This is a genomic window from Cellulophaga sp. 20_2_10 (assembly GCF_023476645.1).
Classification (GTDB): Bacteria; Bacteroidota; Bacteroidia; order Flavobacteriales; family Flavobacteriaceae; genus Cellulophaga.
Genome location: NZ_JAMCOJ010000002.1, coordinates 309,323 through 333,479, shown reverse-complemented (window position 1 = coordinate 333,479; position 24,157 = coordinate 309,323). Strand labels below are relative to the sequence as shown.

The 24,157-nt window shown below is 33.2% G+C and carries 23 protein-coding genes; 16 read left to right on the top strand and 7 right to left on the bottom strand.

What is annotated here, in order from left to right; translation table 11 throughout:
• Window positions 1-12 precede the first annotated feature (12 nt).
• Together gyrB and asnB are read right to left on the bottom strand one after the other, a co-directional pair.
• Complete coding sequence (gene gyrB, locus M4I21_RS05455) at window positions 13-1,959, bottom strand: DNA topoisomerase (ATP-hydrolyzing) subunit B (RefSeq protein ID WP_249558111.1); 1,947 nt, start codon at window positions 1,957-1,959, stop codon at window positions 13-15.
• Window positions 1,960-2,280: 321 nt separating this feature from the next.
• Window positions 2,281-3,954: an asparagine synthase B gene (asnB, locus tag M4I21_RS05450; RefSeq protein WP_249558110.1), complete on the bottom strand. Its 1,674-nt coding sequence runs from the start codon at window positions 3,952-3,954 to the stop codon at window positions 2,281-2,283.
• A gap of 243 nt (window positions 3,955-4,197) precedes the next feature.
• On the opposite strand from asnB, the gene M4I21_RS05445 reads away from it, so the two are divergent.
• Complete coding sequence (locus M4I21_RS05445; RefSeq protein WP_249558109.1) at window positions 4,198-4,725, top strand: DUF2911 domain-containing protein; 528 nt, start codon at window positions 4,198-4,200, stop codon at window positions 4,723-4,725.
• Window positions 4,726-4,816: 91 nt separating this feature from the next.
• Here M4I21_RS05445 and M4I21_RS05440 read toward each other — a convergent pair whose 3' ends face one another.
• From M4I21_RS05440 to M4I21_RS05430, 3 genes are all read right to left on the bottom strand, one after another.
• On the bottom strand, window positions 4,817-6,436 hold the full coding sequence (locus tag M4I21_RS05440) for an amidohydrolase (protein WP_249558108.1): 1,620 nt from the start codon (window positions 6,434-6,436) through the stop codon (window positions 4,817-4,819).
• A 108-nt stretch (window positions 6,437-6,544) separates the two neighbouring features.
• Complete coding sequence (locus M4I21_RS05435; RefSeq protein ID WP_249558107.1) at window positions 6,545-8,314, bottom strand: porin family protein; 1,770 nt, start codon at window positions 8,312-8,314, stop codon at window positions 6,545-6,547.
• Window positions 8,315-8,329: 15 nt separating this feature from the next.
• Entirely contained in the window at window positions 8,330-11,353 is a 3,024-nt protein-coding gene (locus M4I21_RS05430; protein WP_249558106.1) for a tetratricopeptide repeat protein, read from the bottom strand.
• Window positions 11,354-11,529: 176 nt separating this feature from the next.
• On the opposite strand from M4I21_RS05430, the gene M4I21_RS05425 reads away from it, so the two are divergent.
• The 4 genes from M4I21_RS05425 (at window position 11,530) to M4I21_RS05410 (ending at window position 14,182) form a co-directional block, all read left to right on the top strand.
• On the top strand, window positions 11,530-12,213 hold the full coding sequence (locus tag M4I21_RS05425) for a cell division ATP-binding protein FtsE (RefSeq protein ID WP_249558105.1): 684 nt from the start codon (window positions 11,530-11,532) through the stop codon (window positions 12,211-12,213).
• A 185-nt stretch (window positions 12,214-12,398) separates the two neighbouring features.
• A complete protein-coding gene (locus tag M4I21_RS05420) occupies window positions 12,399-13,274 on the top strand; it encodes a cation diffusion facilitator family transporter (protein WP_249558104.1) in 876 nt (291 codons plus the stop codon).
• A gap of 16 nt (window positions 13,275-13,290) precedes the next feature.
• Window positions 13,291-13,470, top strand: a complete 180-nt coding sequence (locus M4I21_RS05415) for a hypothetical protein (RefSeq protein WP_249558103.1) — start codon at window positions 13,291-13,293, stop codon at window positions 13,468-13,470.
• The gene (locus M4I21_RS05410; protein WP_249558102.1) at window positions 13,463-14,182 is read left to right on the top strand and encodes a hypothetical protein; all 720 of its coding nucleotides are present in this window, start codon (window positions 13,463-13,465) and stop codon (window positions 14,180-14,182) included. Before M4I21_RS05415 ends, M4I21_RS05410 begins: the two co-directional genes overlap by 8 nt.
• Before the next feature lie 97 nt (window positions 14,183-14,279).
• On the opposite strand, the gene M4I21_RS05405 is transcribed toward M4I21_RS05410, so the two are convergent.
• Complete coding sequence (locus tag M4I21_RS05405) at window positions 14,280-14,708, bottom strand: FKBP-type peptidyl-prolyl cis-trans isomerase (protein WP_249558101.1); 429 nt, start codon at window positions 14,706-14,708, stop codon at window positions 14,280-14,282.
• 613 nt (window positions 14,709-15,321) lie between these two features.
• On the opposite strand from M4I21_RS05405, the gene M4I21_RS05400 reads away from it, so the two are divergent.
• The 11 genes from M4I21_RS05400 to ppgK all read left to right on the top strand — a co-directional run bounded on the left by M4I21_RS05400 (window position 15,322) and on the right by ppgK (window position 23,145).
• Window positions 15,322-15,681 (top strand): hypothetical protein, encoded by a 360-nt coding sequence (locus M4I21_RS05400; protein WP_249558100.1) that lies wholly within the window; start codon window positions 15,322-15,324, stop codon window positions 15,679-15,681.
• A gap of 80 nt (window positions 15,682-15,761) precedes the next feature.
• Window positions 15,762-16,148, top strand: a complete 387-nt coding sequence (locus M4I21_RS05395) for an acyl-CoA thioesterase (protein WP_249558099.1) — start codon at window positions 15,762-15,764, stop codon at window positions 16,146-16,148.
• A gap of 41 nt (window positions 16,149-16,189) precedes the next feature.
• Window positions 16,190-16,753 carry a Crp/Fnr family transcriptional regulator gene (locus M4I21_RS05390; protein WP_249558098.1) on the top strand — a complete coding sequence of 188 codons (564 nt, stop codon included), beginning with the start codon at window positions 16,190-16,192 and terminating at the stop codon, window positions 16,751-16,753.
• 67 nt (window positions 16,754-16,820) lie between these two features.
• Window positions 16,821-17,147: a DMT family transporter gene (locus tag M4I21_RS05385; RefSeq protein ID WP_249558097.1), complete on the top strand. Its 327-nt coding sequence runs from the start codon at window positions 16,821-16,823 to the stop codon at window positions 17,145-17,147.
• 156 nt (window positions 17,148-17,303) lie between these two features.
• Window positions 17,304-17,780 (top strand): hypothetical protein, encoded by a 477-nt coding sequence (locus tag M4I21_RS05380; protein WP_249558096.1) that lies wholly within the window; start codon window positions 17,304-17,306, stop codon window positions 17,778-17,780.
• 119 nt (window positions 17,781-17,899) lie between these two features.
• Window positions 17,900-18,367 (top strand): hypothetical protein, encoded by a 468-nt coding sequence (locus M4I21_RS05375; protein ID WP_249558095.1) that lies wholly within the window; start codon window positions 17,900-17,902, stop codon window positions 18,365-18,367.
• A gap of 57 nt (window positions 18,368-18,424) precedes the next feature.
• On the top strand, window positions 18,425-19,717 hold the full coding sequence (locus tag M4I21_RS05370) for an APC family permease (protein WP_249558094.1): 1,293 nt from the start codon (window positions 18,425-18,427) through the stop codon (window positions 19,715-19,717).
• A 108-nt stretch (window positions 19,718-19,825) separates the two neighbouring features.
• Window positions 19,826-21,286 carry a potassium/proton antiporter gene (locus M4I21_RS05365; RefSeq protein WP_249558093.1) on the top strand — a complete coding sequence of 487 codons (1,461 nt, stop codon included), beginning with the start codon at window positions 19,826-19,828 and terminating at the stop codon, window positions 21,284-21,286.
• 53 nt (window positions 21,287-21,339) lie between these two features.
• The gene (locus M4I21_RS05360) at window positions 21,340-21,714 is read left to right on the top strand and encodes a hypothetical protein (RefSeq protein WP_249558092.1); all 375 of its coding nucleotides are present in this window, start codon (window positions 21,340-21,342) and stop codon (window positions 21,712-21,714) included.
• Between the two features lie 108 nt (window positions 21,715-21,822).
• Window positions 21,823-22,314, top strand: a complete 492-nt coding sequence (locus M4I21_RS05355; RefSeq protein WP_249558091.1) for a hypothetical protein — start codon at window positions 21,823-21,825, stop codon at window positions 22,312-22,314.
• Between the two features lie 93 nt (window positions 22,315-22,407).
• The gene (gene ppgK, locus M4I21_RS05350; protein ID WP_249558090.1) at window positions 22,408-23,145 is read left to right on the top strand and encodes a polyphosphate--glucose phosphotransferase; all 738 of its coding nucleotides are present in this window, start codon (window positions 22,408-22,410) and stop codon (window positions 23,143-23,145) included.
• Window positions 23,146-23,230: 85 nt separating this feature from the next.
• Here the strand turns inward: ppgK and M4I21_RS05345 are convergent, their stop codons facing one another.
• Window positions 23,231-24,133 carry a hypothetical protein gene (locus tag M4I21_RS05345; RefSeq protein WP_249558089.1) on the bottom strand — a complete coding sequence of 301 codons (903 nt, stop codon included), beginning with the start codon at window positions 24,131-24,133 and terminating at the stop codon, window positions 23,231-23,233.
• Window positions 24,134-24,157: the final 24 nt, after the last annotated feature.

The following is a 24,157-nucleotide window of genomic DNA, read 5'->3' as shown; positions in this document are numbered from 1 at the left end:
AAACCTACTTTCTTATACATCAATGTTTGCATAAACAGCATTCTTCTCTATAAATTCTCTTCTAGGAGGCACTTCATCTCCCATTAACATTGAGAATACACGATCTGATTCTGTTGCAGAGTCAATAGTAATTTGTCTTAATGTTCTAAAATCTGGATTCATTGTAGTATCCCACAATTGCTCAGCATTCATCTCCCCAAGACCTTTATAACGTTGTATACCTACACTACCGTTAAAAGTTTCTGCAATTTCATCTCGCTCTTTATCTGACCAAGCATATCTTTTCTTAGTTCCTTTTTTAACTAAGTACAATGGAGGTGTTGCTATATAAATATGTCCCGCCTCTATTAACTCTTTCATATATCTAAAGAAAAAAGTAAGAATTAAAGTTTCAATATGACTACCATCGACATCGGCATCACACATAATAACTACTTTATGATATCTTAATTTATCAAGATTTAAAGCCTGACTATCTTCTTCTGTACCAATAGTTACACCAAGTGCAGTATAAATATTTTTGATCTCTTCATTCTCAAAAACTCGGTGTCTCATTGCTTTTTCAACATTCAAAATTTTACCACGTAAAGGTAAAATTGCCTGAAAAGCTCTATCACGACCTTGTTTAGCAGTACCACCCGCCGAATCTCCCTCTACAAGGAAAACTTCACAGTTAACAGGATCTTGATCAGAACAATCTGATAATTTCCCAGGTAAACCACCAATACTCATTACTGTTTTACGCTGTACCATTTCACGAGCTTTTGTTGCTGCGTGACGTGCTTGCGCTGCCAAAATAACTTTTTGTACAATTACTTTAGCGTCATCTGGATTTTCTTCTAAATAGTTCGTTAACATTTCTGATACAGACTGACTAACTGCAGCTGAAACTTCTCTGTTACCTAATTTTGTTTTTGTCTGACCCTCAAATTGTGGTTCTGCTACTTTTACAGATACAATTGCAGTTAAACCTTCACGAAAATCATCTCCTTGAATCTCAAACTTTAATTTATCTAACATTCCAGAAGCATCTGCATACTTCTTTAATGTACCTGTTAAACCACGTCTAAAACCAGAAAGGTGTGTACCACCTTCATGTGTATTAATATTGTTTACATAAGAATGTAAGTTTTCTGAATAAGAAGTGTTGTAAACCATAGCAACCTCTACAGGTATGCCATTTTTTTCACCTTCCATAGAAATAACATTCTGAATAAGCTGCTCTCTATTCCCGTCTAAAAACTTGATAAATTCTTTTAGTCCTTCATCAGAATAAAAACGTTCTCCAACAAAGCCGCTTTCGCTATCCTTATCTTTTTGTCTTTTATCTGTTAATGTAATAGACACACCTTTGTTAAGGTAAGACAGCTCACGCATTCTATTTGCTAGAGTCTCATAATTAAACTCTATCGTCTGCGTAAAAATGGTGTCATCTGGATAAAAAGTAACCTCTGTACCTCTAATATCTGTTTCACCTATACTTTTTACAGGATATAATGCTTTACCTTTTTGATATTCTTGTTCGTAAATAGTTCCATTACGAAAAACTGTAGCTTTTAAGTCTTTAGATAGTGCATTAACACAAGAAACACCTACCCCGTGTAAACCACCAGATACTTTATATGAATCCTTATCAAACTTACCACCTGCTCCAATTTTGGTCATTACAACCTGTAAAGCAGATACACCTTCTTTTTTATGAATATCTACAGGTATACCCCTACCGTTATCTCTAACAGTTATAGAGTTATCTTCATTAATAGCTACTGTAATAGTATCACAATGGCCACCCATTGCCTCATCAATAGAGTTATCTACAACCTCGTATACCAAATGATGCAAACCTCTTACACCAACGTCACCAATATACATGGACGGACGCATACGAACGTGCTCCATACCCTCTAGGGCCTGAATACTATCAGCTGAATAATTATTTTTTTTTGCTTCTTCGCTCATTATATATAAATTATTGTGCTTAATTTCTTTATAAAAAATACAACCTAACAAATATAAAATAATGCATCCTTAACTTTAAACGGTTTTAAGACTGTTTTAAAATAGTTATTAACATTTTCTAGTTAATAGAGAACGTTGCTTAAACGTTCTTAAATTAACTTTTAAACACAAGCGAGTGTAAATCTCAGTTTTTAAAAAATCTATACACATACAAAACAGGCTTAAAAAGGCTGTAAACCAAAAGGAGCACCAAAATATTGGTGCTCCTAAAAGACTAATTATAATTAAAACCTTAGAACAGGCGATAATTCTTATTACAATTTATTGTTTAACGTATGCTTCACTGTGCACGTTAGCTATTGCTCTACCAGAAGGGTCGTTCATATTCTTAAATGCTTCATCCCATTCTAAAGCTGTTGCTGTACTACATGCTACACTTGCTTCTTGCGGCACGCTTAAAGCTGCTGCATCACTAGGGAAATGCCCCTCAAAGATAGTTCTGTAGTAATACTCTTCTTTATTTAAAGGTGTGTTTATAGGAAAACGGAAAGCGGCGTTCTTAATTTGCTCATCAGTTACCTCTTTGTCTACCAACTCCTTTAAAGTATCAATCCAACTGTAACCAACGCCATCACTAAATTGCTCTTTTTGCCTCCATGCTACACTTTCAGGTATCATATCTTCAAATGCTTTACGAACTACCCATTTCTCCATACGTTCACCGTTAATCATTTTATCTTGTGGGTTAATGCGCATAGCAACGTCCATAAACTCTTTATCTAAGAACGGAACTCTACCTTCTATACCCCAAGCAGCTAAACTCTTATTAGCTCTTAAACAATCGTACATATGTAACTTATCTAATTTACGTACCGTCTCTTCATGAAACTCTTGCGCATTGGGTGCTTTATGAAAGTATAAATACCCACCAAATAATTCATCTGCACCTTCACCAGACAATACCATTTTAATTCCCATAGACTTAATAACACGTGCCATTAAGTACATTGGTGTAGACGAACGAATTGTGGTAATATCATACGTTTCTATGTTATAAATAACATCTTTAATAGCATCTAAACCTTCTTGTATAGTAAACTTAATCTCGTGGTGTACGGTACCAATATGATCCGCTACTTTTTTAGCCGCAGCCAAATCTGGAGACCCCTCCAATCCCACTGCAAAAGAGTGTGTTTGCGGATACCAAGCTTCTGACTTATCATCGCTCTCAATACGTTTTTGCGCATATTTTTTAGCAATTGCAGATACTACTGAAGAGTCTAAACCACCAGACAACAGAACACCATAAGGCACATCAGACATTAATTGTCTGCGCACTGCTGCTTCTAAAGCCTCTTTAACTTCTTGTATGCTAGTTTCATTTTCTTTAACTGCATCATACTCCATCCAATCCCTAGAGTACCATTTTTTTAATTCCCCGTCAGAACTATGCAAATAATGTCCTGGAGGAAATAATTCTATTTTAGTACACGTACCTTCTAGTGCTTTTAATTCTGATGCTACGTAGAACGTTCCGTTTTTATCCCATCCCATATATAATGGAATAATACCCATATGGTCACGAGCAACAAAATATTCATCTTTCTCGGCATCATAAATAGTAAAACCAAAAATACCGTTCAATTCATCTAAAAAATCGACTCCCTTTTCTTGATACAAAGCCAAAATAACCTCACAGTCAGATTCTGTTTGAAAATCATATGTACCTTCAAACTGCTTACGTAATTCTCTATGATTATATATTTCACCATTGGCAGCCAATATTAATTTACCATTAGGACTCAATAATGGTTGTTTTCCAGAAGCCGGATCTACAATTGCCAAACGCTCGTGTGCTAAAATAGCTTTATCGTCTGCATATATACCACTCCAGTCTGGACCTCTATGTCTAATTTTCTTAGACATTTCTAACAACTGAGGTCTTAATGCCTCAGTGCTTTCCTTTACATCAAATGCACAAACTATTCCACACATAATCTTAATCTTTATATCAATTTGATTACAAAGATGAATTAATTGTTTCGATTTAAAAACAGATATAGATATATTGATTTCAATATGAAACATTTTAAACCACATTACATCTCATTTGAAACTATGATCTAGTTTTATGATAAAAAAAATGATCATTTTGTAAGTTGGCATAATTTTAGCGACCATATAAGTCATTACTGCGAAAATGTCGCTAAATTTGAAAAACACAAAAAACAAACATTTATGAAAAGATTACTTGCATTATCAGCACTTGTATTAACTATGGTATTTTCTACTAGCGCAACTGCTCAAAAATTTCCAGGACTAGATAAAAGTCCAGCCGACATAGCTACGCAACCATCTAGCTACAAAATTTCAAAAAAGAACATTCGTGTTATTTACAGTCGCCCTCAATTAAAAGGGAGAATGATAAACGATTTAGCTCCTGCAGGAAAAGTATGGAGAACTGGTGCTAATGAAGCTGCCGAAATTACTTTTTACAACGACACTAACTTTGGTGGTAAGGCTGTAAAAGCGGGTACTTACTCTTTATTTACTATCCCTGGAGATAAAGAATGGACAGTTGTATTAAACAAAAACTTAAACCAATGGGGAGCTTATTCTTATGACAAAGCTGGCGATGTACTTAGAGTTACTGCTAAAGCAACTAAAAACAGTGAGTCTTTAGAAGCTTTTTCTGTAACATTTACAGATACTGATATGGTAATGGGCTGGGGAACTACTTTAGTTTCTGTTCCTTTTTCTATTTAATTAGTAGTACACTTAACAAATAAAACCCGAAGCTACATTTAGCTTCGGGTTTCTTTTTACGCTATTTCTAGCAATATTTACTTTACGTAATTTATTTTACTTGTTTACCACCTATAAAAACCTGTTCTGCCGTAATACTCGGTATTTTAGCTTCTTCAACCTCCATTATATTATCACTTAAAATAACAAAATCTGCTTTTTTACCTGCCTCAATACTCCCCTTTTCATCTTCTTCAAAATTAGAGTAAGCAGCCCATATTGTCATTCCCTTTAAAGTTTCTTCCCTAGACAATGCATTCTCTTTCTGAAACCCATTTTCAGGATAGTTTTTAGTATCTTTTCTAGCTACAGCAGCATAAAAAGTTAAAAATGGACTAACACGCTCTACCGGAAAATCTGTTCCTAAAGCAACAATACCAGCAATATCTAATAACTTTTTAAAGGCATACGCCCCTTTTACACGTTCTTTTCCCAACCTGTCTTCTGCCCAATACATATCGCTAGTTGCGTGTGTTGGCTGTACAGATGGTATAATACCCAATTTAAAATAGTCAAAATCTTGTGGCGCTATTATTTGCGCATGTTCTACTCTCCAACGTCTATCTTCTGTATTTTTCAAAGCCGATTTATATGCACGTAAAACCGCTACATTAGCAGAGTCTCCAATAGCATGCGTATTCATCTGATACTCTGTTTTTGCAATTCTGTTTGCAAGATTGTTTATTTCTGCAACAGGAGTTACCATTGCTCCATAATGATTGTGTTTATCTGAGTATTCTTCTTTTAAAGCTGCACCCCTAGATCCTAATGCCCCGTCTCCATATACTTTTACAGAACGCACATTTAAACCATCTGTCTTTACAATTCCCTTAGTTAAATAGTAATCTAAGTTTTCTTTATTAGCACTTATCATAGCATAAATACGAATATCCATTTCTCCGTTTTGCTGTAAACTATCTATAATTTCTATAGTTTGCTTATCTAAACCTGCATCGTCAACTGTTGTTAAGCCATAATCTACACATATTTTTTCTGCATCTTTTAACGCCTGTACTTGTGTAGCAATACTTGGTTTTGGCAAAACATCATCTATTAAAGCCATAGGATTATCTATTAAAACACCCGTAAGCTTACCATTAATCTGTACAATATCGCCACCACCTACAACAGTCTCTGCTGTAATATTAGCAAGATCTAATGCATACTGATTAACAATATAAGCGTGACCATCTATACGCTCTAAAACAACAGGAATTGTAGGGAAAAGCGAATCTAAAGTCTCTTTTGTCGGAAATTCTTTTACTTCCCAGTCGTTTTGATCCCAACCTCTACCTCTTATAAATGTTTTTGTATTTGTTTCCTGGAAAGCAGAAACGCGTGCCACTACCTCATCAAAACTTTTGGTATCTATTAAATCTACCACTTGCTGATTCATCCCTAAGCCAAAAAAGTGACAATGCGCATCTATTAAACCTGGAGTAATAGTTTTACCTCCTGCGTCTATTGTTTTATCTGACGCATACTTATTTGTAATTTCCTCTGTAGTACCCACAGCTACAAATAAATTATCTTTTACAGCAAAAGCCTGTGCTTTTGTAAAAGTAGAATCTACAGTGTAGACATTTGCATTCGTAACTATATAGTCTACCTTTTCTTTTTTAGGATTACACGCTGCAATTGCCAACAGTAATACAAGTGTTAAATTTTTCATTAGTCTTTAAGTTTCTTCAAAAATAATGAAAATAAAAAAAGGATATAAAACAACTCATTTTAGTAACGAGTTCTTTATATCCTTTTAAAAAAATGCTTTTCTATTCTATTACCAATCGAACTTATAAGTTGCGCCTGCTAACACCTGAAAACCTTGTACCGGGTAGTTTGCCCAACGCTGGTAACTATTACCTGTTATGTTTGCTGTTTTTATAAAAAGTGATAATTTATCATCTAAACGATAGCCTACGTGCGCATTTGCATCAAAATAACTATCTAATGTTACTACAGTAGAAGCAAAATCTTGTGGTAATGTACCAGTTGCTGCAATAGAACCTAGATCTTCTCTTTCGCCAACAAAGAACAAATTAGCTCCCATATACCATTTTTCATTAATTTGATAATCCATAAATAAAGATCCTTTTACTTTTGGCAAGTTCCAAGCAGGATTGTCTGTTTCTGTTGTATAGCTAAAAACCTCCGCATTTACACCCAAAGCAAAATTTCTGTTTACATCCACATTTAATTCTCCAAAGAATGAAAATGTTTTGATATCATCATAAAAAATATCAAACGTATTTCCTAAATGGTAATCTTTATCTTCATCGGCTCTAAATACATTTTCAGGATTTAATTTATACAATGCCGTATTATTTTCTGCTTTGTAAGAAGCTTTTACATTGTAACCTAAATTAGTTAACAACTGACCTTTTAAACCTACATATGCGTTGTATTGGCTATCCGTTGGCAAAATAGTCAAGGTTGGTGACACAAAAGGATTCTCTTCTACAAAGTCGTGATAAGAATTCTGATGTAAATCTCCTTCTAAACCACCATACGCAATAGCTGTTTCTCCAAACAATCTATAAGATGCTGTTACAGCTGGATAGATATAAAAATTACTGTTATTTGCCTCTGTATTTAAACCGTAAACTATATTAGCTCCTAAATTTAAAGTTAGATCGTCTCTTAAGATTACCAAACTTGGATTTACACCAAACTGTACTTGACCAAATTTAATTTCGCCCGTATTATCTGTACTATTTAAACTAGCGTTTTTAAACTTACCTCCAAGGTAGTCTAGCTTTACATTAAAATTTATAAGCTCATCAGAAATAGGAACCTCAACTGCTGCATTAATAACCGCTCTGTTTTCTCCAGACTCTGTAGCATCCCAAAAACGTCTTAACAATACATCACCACCTTTTATTAGGTAATCATTCATTATAAGTTCGCCTCCAACCTCAGCATCAAAATAATGCTGCTTTTCATCTATTAAACTTTCTGGTATTGTACCTAAAGCATCTTCTGTAACACCATACCAGCTGTATAGCTTATGTTGCAAGCCAAGGTTAGCACTCCACTCTAGATCTCTTTCTCTTCTTGTATAAATACCCTTTACTTTTGTATCGTAAAAAACATTATCTACAAGAGCCTCATCAATATCTCCACGAGAAGAATGATGATTTAATCCTATGTCTAAAGTCTCATTTCTGTTAATAGGTCTACTTGTATAAAAGTCTACTAAACCATTACTGTAATTACCCAAACCAACAGATACATAAGAATTGTATAACTCTTCTATTTTCTTCTTTTTAACCGCTGTAGCCTTGCCTTTTGCTGGGGTAAAAGTAGATGCCACTGGCACAGAAAAAATACTATACTTAATTGGCTTTTTCTTTAATTCTACCGCGCCATTAATAACTGGTGTAGATTTTATTTTAAAAGCATCTGCGATAGTAGGCTTATATGCCTTTACCACAGTTACGGTCTCTGTTCCTAAATCTTTTTCCTCTTTATCCTTGTCTTTATCTTGTGCAAAACCCACTTGCGATAGGCCTAAAAATAAAGTGACTGTTATATAGATATACTTTTGCATAATGTGTTCTTATTTTTAATTACCGTCAGGGTTTATAGATGAGTTGCTACGAGATTCTTTTTGCTTAACAACACGTTGCTCTGCTTTTGCCTCCGCTACTATATCTGGGTAACTGCCAAAGTTTTTAATAATATTTTCTAAAATGTAATTTGCTTGGTATGCATCTCCCAATGCATCGTAATTCTTAGCCATTAACAACAAGCCTTTTCCTGCCCATTCTTTATATCCAGAAAAATCTTTCACTAACGTTTGTACCGCTGCAGAAGATCCTTCAAAATCTTGTTCTTTATGCTTAAAGTATGCATTATAGTACCAAGCCTCTGCTCCTCTTTCTCCTGTTGCTATTTTTTGTACTGTAGCGTAAGCTTCTTTAGCTCTTGACTCGTTATTTGTTTTTATTGCAGAGCGTGCTATCATAATATGCGCATCACTCTTAATACGGTTATCTATACTCTCTGTAGCTAACACTTTCTCTGCGTAAGCAATAGTTTTACTATAGTTCTTTTGGTTGTAATAGCCTTTCATTAAGTTAGACTGTGCAAAAGTTACATTTTGTTTAATGTTTGCTGTTTGCTCTAGTTTTTCCAAATACGGAAATGCGCTAGTGTAATTGTCTTTACCTATATAAATTTCGCACACACGTGCAATTGCTTGTTCTGTAAATTCTGCTGCTCCTTGATCTGCAACATACTTATAATGTGGTAAAGCTTGATTTTTTTGCCCCTTACCAAAGTACAACTGCGCCAATTTAAAATTGGCATCTAAAATATGAGCGCCATTAGGAAAGTCTTTTATATAATTTTCATAACCTCGTATTGCTGCATCTGTTTTATTTTCTATAAACTGTTTTTCAGCGGAGTCGTACGTTGCATTGTCTAATTCAGAATCTGTAACCTCTACAAAATCTAAATCCCTAACCCAATTAGCATACTCGTCTACCCTACCTAAATCTACATATACCAATTTAGCAGTTGCTACAGCTTGTATAGCTTCTTGTGTTTTAGAATGGTCGCGCACTACAGTTTTAAACTTAGCCAAAGCCTGCTCATTTCTACTTGCGTTGTAATGTACCAACCCTTCACGTAGTAATGCTCTTGGCACTAAGCTACTACCTTTATATTCTTGAATTAGTTTGTTATACGCCTGTAAGCCCAACTCTTCTTTTCCTAATTTAATGTACGTATTACCAAGCTCATATAAAGCATCATCTTCTAATGTAGAGTTGTTGTATTTGGTAACAAAGCTTTTTAACTCCTCTATTTTAGTATCACTCTTACCAACAAAACCATAACTTAATGCCCTTTGGTACGCTGCATAATCTTTTTGTCCGCCTCTATTTTTTAAAGCAATGTTATATGTTTCTATTGCTGGCCAGTACTTACTAGTTACAAAATAACAATCTCCTAAACGCAGGTAAGCATCATTTAACTTAGCCTCGTCCTCTGGTTTACTATCCGTGTATTTTTTATAGTATGATGTTGCATTTACGTAATCATTCAACTTAAAGTAAGTATATGCTAAATTATAATCTAGCTCCTTATTTTCGTCTGTAGAAACAGACATTGGATTCTGTTGAAAAGCGACAAAAGAAACTAAAGCTTCTGAAAATTTATTTAATAAATATTCAGACTCCGCTTTCCAAAAATGTGCTCTAGCTTTAAACTTAGGATCTTCAGCATTGTCTAAAGACAAATTAAAAATAGATAAAGCCTTCTCGTAATCTTGCTCTAAAAACAACTCTACACCTCTATAAAAAGCTACTTTTTGGTACGTTGCTTTACTTGCATAGTTCTTATTCTTCTCTAACAATTCTAAAGCACCTTTGTAATTTTTAGATGTTATATAAGAATCTACCAAAAGTTCTTGAATTTCTTTGGTATGCTCTGTATCTGGATACATCTCTAAGTAATTTGTAAGCACAGATGGTACACTCTCGTATGCATTACCAATCTCATAGCTTAATCTTGCATAGTTTAGATAAGCATCTTTTTTAATTCCCTCAGAATAATCCATCTGAGCTGCATTTTTAAATGCATTTAAAGCTTCTTGTTTTTTATCTAACTTTAGGTAACATTCTGCCAAATGATAGTATGCATTTTGCGCTACACTATTATCTGCACCAATAATATTATTAAACTGATCTATACCGTTAGCATAATCTCCCTGCTTGTAGTAACTGTAACCTAGTAAATAGTAATCTGTATTATTCCACTTACCGCGCTTACCTTTATATTCCGTTAAATAAGGAATAGCATTGTTGTATTGTTTTAGATTGAAGTAACTCTCGCCAATAATTTTATTTAATTCTGATACTTCATTCCTGTCTGCCTTTGGCAATTGCTCTTTAGCTAGAGCTATTGCCTTTTCAAAATTACCAAGCTTAAAGTTCATATCTGCTTGGTAGTATGATAATTTTTCTTTTAACTCATCTTGATCTGTAATCTGATCAAAACGTTCATTTGCTTCCTCATAATTGTTTTGCTCATAAGAAATGTACCCTAAATAATACTTTGCCTGAGACCCATAAGTAGCCGAGTTTGTAACACGACTTAAATAACGCTCTGCATCTTTGTATTTTTTAGATGAAAAAAGTGCGTACCCATTATTAAACTCAAATCGTTCTTTATCCTTTCTAGACATTGATGATTGGTCTACTTTAGAATACCACTTTAATGCGTGCGGATATTTACCTGTTTCAAAGTAATAATCTGCCACATCTAAATATGCTGTATTTCGCTTGGTAGAGGTTGGATAATCTGTAACAAATTGCTCCATAAGCTTATCTGCACCAAGTTGATTAAGACGTATCGCGGCAGTAGCAATGTAATAATTGCTATTTGCTTTAGTCTCATAATCGTTGGTACTTTTGGCTACTTCTTTAAAAACAGCCTGCGATGCTTGGTATTGTTTGTCGTTGTATAAAGACAGTGCCTTTACATAATCTTTATTCTCGTGAGTGTAAATTTCTGTTTTTTGGGCATATCCATAGATAGACATTCCCATAAAACATAGGAGTATTGCTATTTTTTTCATTTTCATATAGACTTAGGCATTATAGTGAGATACCTTTAGTTAAATTATATAACGTTAAAAAGGGCTAAAAGTATATCTAGCACTAAGAAAAATATTTTTTACCAAAGCACGTTACTTTTACCCTTAAACTTATTACTTTTATATCAACAATAATACCAGTAAATTTATTTACATCAAAATTTATGCAAGACATCATTTTAGAACTTAAAGACGTAGCTGTATACCAAAAAGAAAGCCTTGTCCTAAACAACATTTCCTTAGAAATAAAAAAGGGCGAGTTTGTATACCTAATTGGAAAAACAGGAAGCGGAAAAAGTAGTTTTATGAAAACTCTTTATGGCGACTTAGCGCTTAGAGAAGGTACAGGCAATATTGTTGATGTAAATTTAAAAACAATGCAGGAAAAAGACATTCCTTTTTTACGACGTAAACTAGGTGTGGTTTTTCAAGATTTTAAACTACTTCCAGACCGTACAATAAATAATAATTTACTATTTGTTTTAAAAGCTACTGGCTGGAAAGACCGCACTAAAATGGATTCTAAAATTGAAGAAGTTTTAGATAAGGTTGGTATGAAAACTAAAGGATTTAAGTTTCCGCATGAGCTTTCTGGCGGAGAACAACAACGTGTAGCAATTGCACGCGCACTACTTAACGATCCTGAACTTATTTTAGCAGATGAACCCACAGGGAATTTAGACCCACAAACTAGCGTAGAGGTCATGAAAGTGTTGCAAGACATAAACAAAACTGGCCGTACAATTTTAATGGCTACGCATGACTATGCTTTAATTTTAAAATACCCTTCTAAAACTTTAAAATGCGATGACAATAAGGTTTTTGAAGTTGTACAACGCGCAGTTTAACGAATACTAAAATCTTTAAATAAAAGCTATTTTTTACTAAAAAATTAATAACAATTATTATGGCTTTATAGTACAAAGTAACTAATAATTTAACAGTAATTCTGCTGTAGGCAAACACTGGTAAGCAGACCAAAATATTTACCTTTACGGTATAAAACAAACCTAGTTAGGCATTGCAGAATACTATGAATATTGAGGACACAGCCATAAAAACTACTTATTTTAGCATCTTTGGCAACATCTGTTTGGCTATAATAAAAGGACTTGCCGGTTTTTTTGGCAACTCATATGCATTAATTGCCGATGCAATAGAATCTACCACCGATATTTTTTCTTCGCTATTGGTATTGCTTGGCTTTAAATATGCAAAACGACCAGCAGATGAAAATCACCCATACGGTCATGGAAAAATAGAACCACTAATTACATTTTTAGTTGTTGCCTTTTTAGTTACCTCGGCAACAGTTATTGCATACGAGAGCATACAAAATATACAAACACCACACAAAGTACCAAAAGCTTGGACACTTCTAGTTTTAGGTGTTATTATTATTTGGAAAGAAGCACTATACCGCATTGTTCTAAAAAAAAGTAAAGAAATACAAAGCACATCTTTAAAAGCAGAAGCTTGGCACCACAGAAGCGATGCTATAACATCTGTAATGGCATTTATTGGTATTTCTATTGCTGTAATTTGTGGTAAAGGATATGAGACTGCGGATGATTGGGCTGCTCTACTTGCCTCTGGTTTTATACTATACAATAGTTACTTAATTTTAAGACCTGCTTTAAGCGAGGTAATGGACGAACAGCTCTATGACGATTTATTACTGGATATTAGAAATAAAGCTTTAGAGGTTGATGGTGTTTTAGGAACTGAAAAATGTTTTATTCGTAAAGCCGGTATGAAATTTCATATCGATTTACACGCCATTGTAGACGGAAAAATTACAGTAAAAGAAGGTCACGATATATCTCATAAATTAAAAGATTATCTTATGGAGAAAATTCGGAACCTAGAATATGTTTTAATACATATAGAACCAGACAAATACGAGTAGCATAAACACATTAAAAATGGATAACAAACAGCATCATAAAGGCAAACAGCTAGCAACATTTGGTATTTGCGGTGTAATAGGCGGTATTGCTTTACTTACACTACAACAAAAAATTATTGGTATTATATGTATTGTAAATGGCGCATTACTTGCTTACACTGGCTATAAAAAAATGAAGACCGCCAAGAATGAATAAAAGCACTAGATTTCCTAATAAAATTGAACAATCTATTATTGAAAAATGCGCAAGAACCATCCGTATTTTACATATAGAATCTTTTATTTTCGCTATTTTATTAAATATAATTTTCTGGTATCTTACATACCTATCCTTTTGTGAGAACTTTTTTCTGGGTGTATTACTTCTAGTTTTTGATATCGGATTAGCATTCTATACTTTAGCTATTTGGATAACCATCATTGACTCTAAGGTAAAACCAACCTATCTCATAAATTCTGAAAAAGGACAATGGAAAATACTTTTAAAAGGAACAAATGCCAGAGATATGGAGTACTCATCTGAGGTAGACGGGAAGAGAATTACTTTAATTACTCCAGATATGATTACAATTCCAAAAAAAGGAGAAACAGTAAACATTGAGTATGAATATGTCACCATTTTTAACTCGCCTCCACTTTATGGTTACAATAATATTTTTATATCAATTAACAATAACAGATTTACAGAGAAGCACAAAACATATATTAACAAACTTAAACCTCTAGGGTTACTATCTATTATACTAAGTATAGCGTTTTGTGTTTTATTCACATTTTGTGTTTTTATAGAATTTAAGGATTCTTCACTTTCATACACAAGCTTAGCTTTATCTTTTATATTTATAAGAACTGTTCTGGTCCTTATTCACAATAAACAATTGACAAGTAATTTGATGAAAAAAAAATGAAACGAATACTCATTTAAAAACATCAATTACAACGAACCAAAAAACCCGATAAACGCTATTAAAGTTTATCGGGTTTTTATTTTATAAAAAGAGATGCTTATTTAATCTCTACTACTTCAAGATCAAAAATAAGGTCTTTACCTGCTAAAGGGTGGTTTGCATCTACAACAATGCTCTCCTCTTTAACCTCTACTACAAGTAAATTCATTTCTTTTCCGTCAGGAGACTGAGAAACTAATCCCATACCAACTTTAGGCTCCATATCTTGAGGAAGTTCTGCCTTTTTCACTTCTTGTATTAAAGCCTCATTAACCTCACCATAAGCTTCTTCTTTGGCAATTGTAATTGTCTTTTTCTCATTTACTTTCATATCAATTAACCCTTTTTCAAATCCAGGTATTAATTGTCCTTGCCCTAAAGTAAACTCTAACGGTTCTTTTCCTTCAGAACTATCAAAAACTTGCCCGTCAGATAACTTTCCTGTGTAATTTACTTTAACCGTGTTGTTTTCCTTAACTATACTCATATTGTAATTTTCAATTTTTAAAATATCCTTTGCATAATTTTTACGCAGTCTATATTTTATTTTAAACTTAGACTTACTTTTCTGCCAAAACCAAGCCAAAGGACTAAAAACCTGACACAAAAGAGCTCAAACCTGTTTATTATCAAACTAAAAACAACAAAAAACTGCTACAGCCCTTTGTAAGTAGTAAAACAGCATATTTTATAATACGTAAAAAAAAGAGCAACTTAAATCAGCAACTATGTCAGGTTCTATTAAAATACAGTTATAAATTAGATACAAGCGATTATAAAATGAATAAGGATTAGGCTCAAAAAACAACTACATTAGTATTTCGTTAGGAAAATAAAGTATGAAAAATAGTATTTAAGAATTTAGTAACACTTTAAAAGATTTTCAAAATATATTACGAACTACCAAATTTGGTAGCAAAAACGACTTTCTAAACCGAGAAAACACAGCGCCAATAACAGCTGTTAAAGAACATGTACTTTCACCAGAGTTAAGTTACCTGTACACCAACTACAATACACTTTTAATTTTACCTCACCTACACATTAACACCTACTCTAGTTTATTTCCCAAACTAAACATCTATGGTAAAGGAACCGCGATGTCTCACAAACACAATCCTTGGAAAAACGGTAAAGTTGTTATTGGACATTCTTTTAATACATCGAGCAGAAAAATATGGGCGGACACAAACCAAGAACATACCCCTATTTATAGTACAGACATAGAGGGTAATTTTATACCACTAACTCCATCTATAAACTTATTTTTTAAATTATTAATTGAGTTATGCATAAGCTACAATGACAACAGAGAAAAAGAACCAAAATGTGGTAGCCACACAGATCTATGGGATTTACACAGAGAAAACATTGTCTCCCCTTACTTTGCCAACCGAATAAAAGATGTAGTTACACCTTCTGAGTTATTTATAATAACAGCTATTTTTACCCAGGAATAAACTCTTATTTACTTTTCTATTTACAATCATTTTTAAGTAGTATTTTTACCACATATTTTTACCTAAATAAATCTACACTTATGACTTTAGAAGAAAGAATTGAAAAATCTGTAACAACAATTTTTAAAGCTGTTTTTCCTAATACGACGAACCATTACGATACTCTTTTTGGTGGTACAGCTATGCAACTTATGGATGAGACTGCTTTTATTTGTGCTACAAGATTTAGCCGACAACAAATGGTAACTGTTAGCAGTGATAAAATAGATTTTAAAATGCCCATTCCGGCTGGTACAATTGTAGAACTATCTGGTTACGTTACGCATGTTGGTAATACTAGCTTAAAAGTTGCTGTAGATATTTATATAGAAGAAATGTACTCTAACTATAGAGAAAAAGCAGTGTCTGGCGAATTTACTTTTGTTGCAATTGACCAAAATAAAAAGCCAGTTACAATTTTAAAATAAAACTTACATTATTTATCTTTTTAGTATATTAGTTTTAGAGAATGACAATAGATACCATACTTAACAAAGTCTACACACTACCACTAGCATCTTTAATTAAAATTAAAGACAATGTGGTAGAGGTATCATATCCTAAAATGCACATAATAATAAAAGATACTACTGTAGAGCCTAATATTTACTTTATTAAAAGCGGAATTGTTAGGGCTTATTCTGACTATGATACTACAGAAGTCACTTTTTGGTTTGGCAAAGAGTCTGAAGCCATAATATCTATGCGCAGTTATATTGAAAACAAAAAAGGCTATGAGCATATTGAATTGCTTGAAGATTGCGTTTTATACAAGCTTAAAACCAATACACTAAAACAGCTTTTTTTAACGGATATACACATTGCCAATTGGGGTCGTAAATTTGCAGAACAAGAGCTTATTAAAACAGAAGAACGCCTTATATCTAGACAGTTTAGAACAGCCACAGAACGCTACCAAGATCTACTAGAAAATAATGGCGACCTAATTAGAAGAGTTCAACTTGGCCACATAGCATCATACTTAGGTATAACACAAGTAAGTTTAAGTAGAATTAGAGCAGCCATTAAATAATTTATTTTTTTATCATTTGTAAAATTTAGTTCAGTTTCTATACTAGACCTTTGTAAAAAATTTTACAATGAATTGGATTATGTTAGTGGTCGCAGGACTATTTGAAGTTGCTTTTGCCTTTTGTCTAGGAAAAGCTAAAGAGGCAACTGGTACAGATATGTATTTATGGTACAGTGGTTTTTTTATATGTTCCACTATTAGCTTTGTTCTACTTATAAAGGCAATGCAAACCATCCCTATTGGCACTGGTTATGCTGTATGGACAGGTATTGGTGCTGTAGGTACTGTTTTGGTAGGCATATTTGTATTTAAAGACCCAACTAATTTCTGGAGAGTTTTTTTTATCATCACACTTATTGGCTCTGTTGTTGGCTTAAAAGCAGTTTCGCACTAATAAAAAAATGCGCCTAAGCATAGTCCTTTGTGAAAAATTAAAATTTATAACTTAAAAAACTGAAGTACAGGTATTTCACGGAAAACAGGGTATATAGTATTTTATAACTCCATTATTTTTGGAGTATAATTTAAAACACAACTAAACGCTCTAAAGATGAATACGGACACTATCAAACAAAAATTAAACACACAAGGGATTTACCACTCAGACGATAACATACTAAACAAAAGAAGTGTTATTGGCTACGAGAAAAAATTTAAACTAAGTTGGATGGCAACACAACTTAATACATTTGTTGTTGTTACAGATTTTAAAAATGAAAAAATTACCCCAGCTGTATTAGATCAACATTTAGCTGCCTCTTTTAATTTTACAAAAAAGAAGTATACTGGTTGGCCAAGAGGATTGCAATCTGCGATTGGTGTTGTATCTATATTAATTTCTAATAATGTAGATGAAGACGCAAAAGAGTATTGTGAAAAATTAAAGAGTGGTAAAAAATGGGCTGGATTTACAATTCCTGTAATTTTTAATCCAGATACTAAAGAAGTACACCAATTTGATAAAAACCCAATGTGGGGACGTATCTATTATCCACACTTTAAAAAAATGATTAATAACTTAAAATAAGTTACAAAAAGTTAACCTTAAAACTGTAAAAAGTTAACTAAACATTAAGTTATTAATGCTTTAAAAATAAACCACTTATATCATTAAAAAAGGCTGTAAATTTTGCTTCAAAAAACCAAATGAAAGAATTGGACGAGCAAATTTATATGCAGATTTTACAATTATCTAAGACTGCAGATTTACTCTTAGAGAAAGAAGAATATTCAAATGCTTTGCAAAAATACTGGTCTGCTTATGATTTAGTGCCAGAACCTAAAACAAATTGGGAAACGAGTACTTGGTTACTAGCGTCTATTGGCGACATAAACTTTGTAAACAAGGATTATAAAGCGGGAGTAGATACTTTGTCTGATGCTATGCAATGCCCAGATGCAATTGGCAATCCTTTTATACATTTAAGATTAGGGCAATGCCAATTAGAAATAGGTAATAAACACCGTGCAGAATGCGAATTAAACAGAGCTTTTGCCATAAAAGGAAAACCTCTTTTTATGCAAGAAGATAAAAAATATTTTGATTTTTTAGATGCAAGAGTAGATCTGGTTCAAAAGAAAAAAAAGTGGTGGAAACTTTTAAAAAGTGAGTAAAACAACTTGTTAATATGGCCTTTTTATCTGTATGTTTGCTATTCCAAACACACATAAATGGCAAACCAAGATTCTAAAATAAAATTACTAGATGCCATATCTATTGGTATTGGAGGTATGGTTGGTGGTGGAATCTTTGCAGTACTAGGCCTGGCAGTTTCTCTCGCAAAAGGCGGTACTCCTATAGCTTTTCTATTTGCCGGCATTTTAGCCCTAATAACATCTTACAGCTACGTAAAACTTTCTAAAACCTACCCAGACAGAGGCGGAACAGTAAAGTTTATAAATAAAGGCTTTGGGGTCTCTATTTTTAGCGGAGCCATAAATAACTTATTATGGATTAGCTATATAATAATGCTATCTCTCTATGCTAGCGCCTTTGGTTCTTATGCTCCAAATTTATTAGAGATTACAACATACAAAACCTTAGATTTTCATATTTATGCTAGCAGCATCATAATACTAGCAACAGTCATAAATTACTACAGTATTACCGTTGTAGGCAAAATAGAGTCGTATGCTGTAATTATTAAGCTGGTTATTCTTATTTCTTTTATTTTTATTGGTGCTTATGGTTTAATTGGCAATCCTAATCTATCTCAACTTGCTGTATCGCAATGGGAAAGTCCTATTAAGCTATTTGCCGGTGGTATGGTTATTTTTGTTGCCTATGAGGGGTTTGAGCTCATCGCCAATGCTGCCCCTGACATTATAAATCCAGAAAAAAACATACCTAAGGCTTATTACTACTCTGTAATCTTTGTAATTTTACTCTATATTATTATTGCTTTTGTTACTGTTGGCTCCCTACCCTTTTCTAAAATAGCAACTGCTCAAGACTATGTTTTAGCAGAAGCAGCAGAACCAATGCTTGGTAAAATTGGATTTTCAATTATTACTGTAGCTGCTTTAATTTCTACTTTTTCCGCTATTAATGCATCATTATATGGCGGTAGTCGTGTTAATTTTGAAATTGCTCAAGATGATGAGCTTCCACATAACTTTTTATCACAATTATGGAATCAACCTATAGGCTTATTAATTACAGCTATTGCAACATTAGTCTTGGTTAACATCTTAGACTTAGAAAGTATATCTACAGCTGGTAGTGTTGGTTTTTTACTCATTTTTGGGATTGTAAATTTAGCTGGCTATAGACGCGCCAAAGAAACTGGATCTAAGAAAAGCATACCGCTAGTTGGTTTTATTTTATGCTTAATTGCTACCGTAACTTTATTACAGCAGCAATACACTTCTAATCTTACAGGAGTAATTATATCTTTAAGCATTATTATTTTTTGTTTTTTAGCGGAATGGATTTATAAAAAAACAGAAAAAAAGAAAGCTTAAAAAAAGCTAGTTCATTTTTCTACATTTGATTGTAATACATTAACACAATTACACACTTTAATAAATTATTTACCATTATTTTTGTGAGCTTATAATATTTATTACTGTATGAATTTAACCATAGAAAACATACTATTAGTTGGCTCTATTTTGCTTTTTATAAGTATAATAGTAGGTAAAACATCGTATAAATTTGGCGTACCAACATTACTTTTATTTTTAATTATAGGGATGCTAGCTGGCTCTGATGGTATTGGAGGCATTCGTTTTGACGATCCCAAACTAGCACAATTTATAGGCATAGTTTCATTAAATTTTATTCTTTTCTCCGGAGGACTAGACACCAACTGGAACACTGTAAAACCCATACTTAGAGAAGGCTTTGTGCTGTCTACCATAGGCGTACTTTTAACTGCAGTTACTCTTGGAACATTTGTGTGGTTTGTAACAGATTTTACCATTTATGAGAGTATGCTACTAGGCTCTATAGTTTCTTCTACAGATGCTGCTGCTGTATTTTCTATTTTAAGATCTAAAAGTTTAGCTCTTAAAAACAATCTAAGACCAACCTTAGAGATGGAAAGTGGTAGTAATGACCCTATGGCTTACGTTTTAACATTAGCCTTTTTAACCTTGGTTATTAATCAAGATAAAGATTTAGCATCTATAATTCCTATGTTTTTACAACAGATGGCTTTTGGTGCTATTGCAGGTTTTGGCTTTGGCAAGCTAAGTAAATTTATAATTAACAAGATTAAATTAGATTTTGAAGGGCTTTATCCTGTACTGGTTATAGCCTTAATGTTTATTACTTTTTCTGCAACCGATTTTGTTGGTGGCAATGGGTTTTTAGCCATTTATATCTGTGCCGTTTATTTAGGAAATCAAGACCTGATACACAAAAAGACAATTTTAAAAATGTACGATGGTTTAGCCTGGCTTATGCAAATTGTACTTTTCTTAACACTGGGCCTGCTTGTTTTCCCTTCTAAAATTGTTCCCATATTTGGAATAGGAATGCTTATTTCTGTGTTCTTAATTTTAGTTGCTCGTCCTGTAAGTGTACTTTTAAGTCTTATGTTTTTTAAAATGAAATTTAGACGACGTCTCTACATTTCTTGGGTTGGTTTACGTGGCGCTGTACCAATTGTGTTTGCTACATACCCGCTATTAGCCGGTATAGATAAGGCAGATATGATCTTTAATATTGTCTTTTTCATTTCTGTTTCTTCCGTAATAATACAAGGTACTACCCTATCTGTAATGGCCAAATGGCTAAACGTAGCATTACCAAATGAAGAAAAGAAATTAAATGCAACAGATTTATTATTTGCAGACAATCCTAAAGCGTTAATAAAAGAGATACCAGTTTCTGCTAACTGTTATGCGGCAGATAAAAAAATAGTAGATCTAGGCTTTCCTAAACATGCCATTATTGCAATGATCAGGAGAGACAACCAATACATTACTCCAAATGGTTCTACAATTATTCTAGATAAAGATGTACTTGTTGTGTTAGCAGATAAGCAAGAAGCCATAGATAACGTAAAAGAATGCCTAAATAAGTAACATTTAATATAAATTAACATTTACCTATTTATTTTATAAAGTAACTTTGCTGCGTGAAAAAGAACGTAAAACTTATAAGTGTCATTTTACTTACAGCACTCTATTGTTTAGCAATGGGAGCTGTAACACAATCGCTTATTACGTATACTGTAGACAATACAGGAACAAGTAACGAAGTACAGCTTTCTTACAACAAGTCCAATAATTCTTTTTTTCAGACATTACAAACAGAGAATACAATAGATATTCCCAGTAATACAAACGTACCGTCTGATTTTAAAAACCCGTTTCAGAATTTCCTATCCCCTACTATTGCTATAGCGCAAACCACAGAGGTCTTATATTCTAAACACATAAACACATCTTTAAACTTTTTAATTCAACTTAAAAAGTCGAGTTTATTATATCCTTTCCATTTTTTCTGGTAGAATAAATTGTTACCACAAGGGCTGTTTTTACAGCAAATAACAATTTAACAAAAGGCTTTGCAAACGCATTGCCAATTTACTACACACAATATTTTAAAGAAATTAAAAATGGATTTAGGAACAGATATCATAGCAACTATAGTTGTAGTTTTATGCGTTATACCTTTTATATTAATCGCTAAAGGTCGAAAAAAAAGAGAAAAAAAAATGTTGAAATCTTTAGAAGAGATTGCAAGCAAAGAAAATTGCACAATTAATGATTACGAAATAAATGCTGATTTTATCATAGGGATAGATCACAAACAAAATCAAGTTTTTTATTACAAGAATGAAGAAGGCGTAATAAACCAAGGATCGGTTAACTTATCTGCCATAGAAAAATGCAAGCTTGCAACACATAGCAAAACAATTAACGGTAAAAACCGTAAAGAGTCTATAATTAAAGGATTAGACTTAAGGTTTACACCTCGCCACAAACAAGAACCAGAAGTATCTTTTACTGTATATGATTCCGATTTAAAAATGCAACTTACTGGAGAGTTGCAATTAGCAAAAAAATGGGAAACACTAATAAACAAAAAGTTATTACAATTTAATTAAGTAAAAAAAGCCCTTTGCAAAGTCAAAGGGCTTTTTTATTTTACTCTAATATCTTTTTTGTTTCTTTGTTAGCCTTAACTATAAAGAAACTATATGGAAGTTCTAGGTATAGACATTGGCGGCTCTGGCATAAAAGGAGCTATTGTGAACATTAAAACGGGAGAAAAACTTACAGAACGTTTTAGAATACCTACTCCGCCCACTAAAAAGCCTAAAGAAATGGCCAAAGTGGTACATAAAATAGTAAAACACTTTAATTACAACGGTCCTGTTGGCTGTGGATTCCCCACTTTAATTAAAAAAGGCATTTGCAAAACTCCAGGAAACTTGCATAACAAATGGGTAGGCACAGATGTAGCTAAGCTTTTTTCGGAAACTACAGGTTTGCCTTTTACAGTTATAAATGATGCAGATGCAGCTTGCTACGCAGAAATGAATTACGGTATTGGTAAAGACTTAAAAGGTTTTGTTATAATGATAACTATAGGTACAGGATTAGGAAGTAGTGCTTATTTAGACGGCAAGCTTATTCCTAATTTTGAGCTAGGTCAAATACCTTATAAAAAGCATACAAAAATTGAATCGTGGGCAGCAGATTCTGCTAGACAAAGAGAAGATTTATCCTTTAAAAAATGGGGCAAACGACTAAACACTTTTTTAGAACACGTAGAATTATTAGTAGCACCGGACACTATAGTTCTTGGCGGCGGAATCTCTTCAGAGTTTAATGAATTTAGCAAACACATAAAAATTACTACCCCAGTTTTACCTGCCGTTTTAGAAAACCACGCTGGTATTATTGGCGCCGCTTCTGCAACAATAAATAACTAATTTTATCTAAAATAAAAAAGAGCCTTGGTCTAAATTTAGACCAAGGCTCTTTTTATAGTATTAACTTATCTTTTTAACTTGGTCCTTATTTTAATACCTCTGCTCCTTCTGGTTTAGAAAAGAAATTCTCTTCAACTTCATCAGAAAAACTAATATCACTAACATCTATTTTAGTAATATATTCCCCTAATCCGTCTTTATCATCGGTAGACCAATACGTTTTAAAATCAGTTGCAAATACAATACCATCTACAGTTGTTGTTCCTTGAGTTACCGTAATTTTTTCTGGGGCATGGCCTCCGTTAGGGAAATACTCAGGATAAGAAACAATGTATTTAAACGCGTCTACTAAATTTGTTTTAGCATTTACATACATAATATAATAATCATCTGGAGCAGAACCTACACCTTTGTCGTACGTTACTTTGATTACATTCTGCGTAGCTCCTTTAAACTCTATTTGTGGCAACAATTCAAGATTTACACCGACACCATCAAAAACAAAAGGCTGACCTGAGAAATAAATAGGCGTTAATGCCCAAAATTTAGTGTCGTATGCAAAAGAAGTACTGTCTTTTGCTTTTACCCAAGATTCATTACCATCCCAACCAAAAAAATCGTTCTTATCTGCAATACTATTGTGTCTTGCTTTGTTATTCCAAGTATCAACTGTTTGGTAAGAGTCTCTTATTCCTTTACCATTTAACGGCTGATAATTAAATCTAAGTGATAAAAAACCATTAGCATACCACTTATTTAAACCTCCGTGAGCTTCCATTGCACTCCATAAAACCTTACCTGCATCTGTTGCATTTAATCTTTTATTAGCCGCAGTAACTCTTTTCTCTATCCAAGTACTTGGTATTTGATATCCTACTTCTTCAGTTTGCTCTACTGTAGTTTTATCAGCTTCTTTTTTACTTGTTTCCTTACAAGCTACAAAGCTCAATACGGCAAATAAGCTTATCAGTTTTACTGTTATCCTCATTGTATCCTAAATTTATGTGTTAAT

Bases quoted from the DNA above. Each gene is read 5' to 3' on its own strand.
- M4I21_RS05440 (WP_249558108.1), bottom strand. From the start codon at position 6,436: ATGAAAAATTTAACACTTGTATTACTGTTGGCAATTGCAGCGTGTAAT.
- M4I21_RS05390 (WP_249558098.1), top strand. From the start codon at position 16,190: ATGACAATAGATACCATACTTAACAAAGTCTACACACTACCACTAGCA.
- M4I21_RS05355 (WP_249558091.1), top strand. From the start codon at position 21,823: ATGGATTTAGGAACAGATATCATAGCAACTATAGTTGTAGTTTTATGC.
- M4I21_RS05410 (WP_249558102.1), top strand. From the start codon at position 13,463: ATGAATAAAAGCACTAGATTTCCTAATAAAATTGAACAATCTATTATT.
- M4I21_RS05370 (WP_249558094.1), top strand. From the start codon at position 18,425: ATGGCAAACCAAGATTCTAAAATAAAATTACTAGATGCCATATCTATT.
- M4I21_RS05395 (WP_249558099.1), top strand. From the start codon at position 15,762: ATGACTTTAGAAGAAAGAATTGAAAAATCTGTAACAACAATTTTTAAA.
- M4I21_RS05435 (WP_249558107.1), bottom strand. From the start codon at position 8,314: ATGCAAAAGTATATCTATATAACAGTCACTTTATTTTTAGGCCTATCG.
- M4I21_RS05365 (WP_249558093.1), top strand. From the start codon at position 19,826: ATGAATTTAACCATAGAAAACATACTATTAGTTGGCTCTATTTTGCTT.
- M4I21_RS05380 (WP_249558096.1), top strand. From the start codon at position 17,304: ATGAATACGGACACTATCAAACAAAAATTAAACACACAAGGGATTTAC.
- M4I21_RS05425 (WP_249558105.1), top strand. From the start codon at position 11,530: ATGCAAGACATCATTTTAGAACTTAAAGACGTAGCTGTATACCAAAAA.
- M4I21_RS05385 (WP_249558097.1), top strand. From the start codon at position 16,821: ATGAATTGGATTATGTTAGTGGTCGCAGGACTATTTGAAGTTGCTTTT.
- M4I21_RS05430 (WP_249558106.1), bottom strand. From the start codon at position 11,353: ATGAAAATGAAAAAAATAGCAATACTCCTATGTTTTATGGGAATGTCT.
- M4I21_RS05400 (WP_249558100.1), top strand. From the start codon at position 15,322: ATGTCTCACAAACACAATCCTTGGAAAAACGGTAAAGTTGTTATTGGA.
- M4I21_RS05405 (WP_249558101.1), bottom strand. From the start codon at position 14,708: ATGAGTATAGTTAAGGAAAACAACACGGTTAAAGTAAATTACACAGGA.
- M4I21_RS05345 (WP_249558089.1), bottom strand. From the start codon at position 24,133: ATGAGGATAACAGTAAAACTGATAAGCTTATTTGCCGTATTGAGCTTT.
- M4I21_RS05420 (WP_249558104.1), top strand. From the start codon at position 12,399: ATGAATATTGAGGACACAGCCATAAAAACTACTTATTTTAGCATCTTT.
- M4I21_RS05415 (WP_249558103.1), top strand. From the start codon at position 13,291: ATGGATAACAAACAGCATCATAAAGGCAAACAGCTAGCAACATTTGGT.
- asnB (WP_249558110.1), bottom strand. From the start codon at position 3,954: ATGTGTGGAATAGTTTGTGCATTTGATGTAAAGGAAAGCACTGAGGCA.
- gyrB (WP_249558111.1), bottom strand. From the start codon at position 1,959: ATGAGCGAAGAAGCAAAAAAAAATAATTATTCAGCTGATAGTATTCAG.
- ppgK (WP_249558090.1), top strand. From the start codon at position 22,408: ATGGAAGTTCTAGGTATAGACATTGGCGGCTCTGGCATAAAAGGAGCT.
- M4I21_RS05375 (WP_249558095.1), top strand. From the start codon at position 17,900: ATGAAAGAATTGGACGAGCAAATTTATATGCAGATTTTACAATTATCT.
- M4I21_RS05445 (WP_249558109.1), top strand. From the start codon at position 4,198: ATGAAAAGATTACTTGCATTATCAGCACTTGTATTAACTATGGTATTT.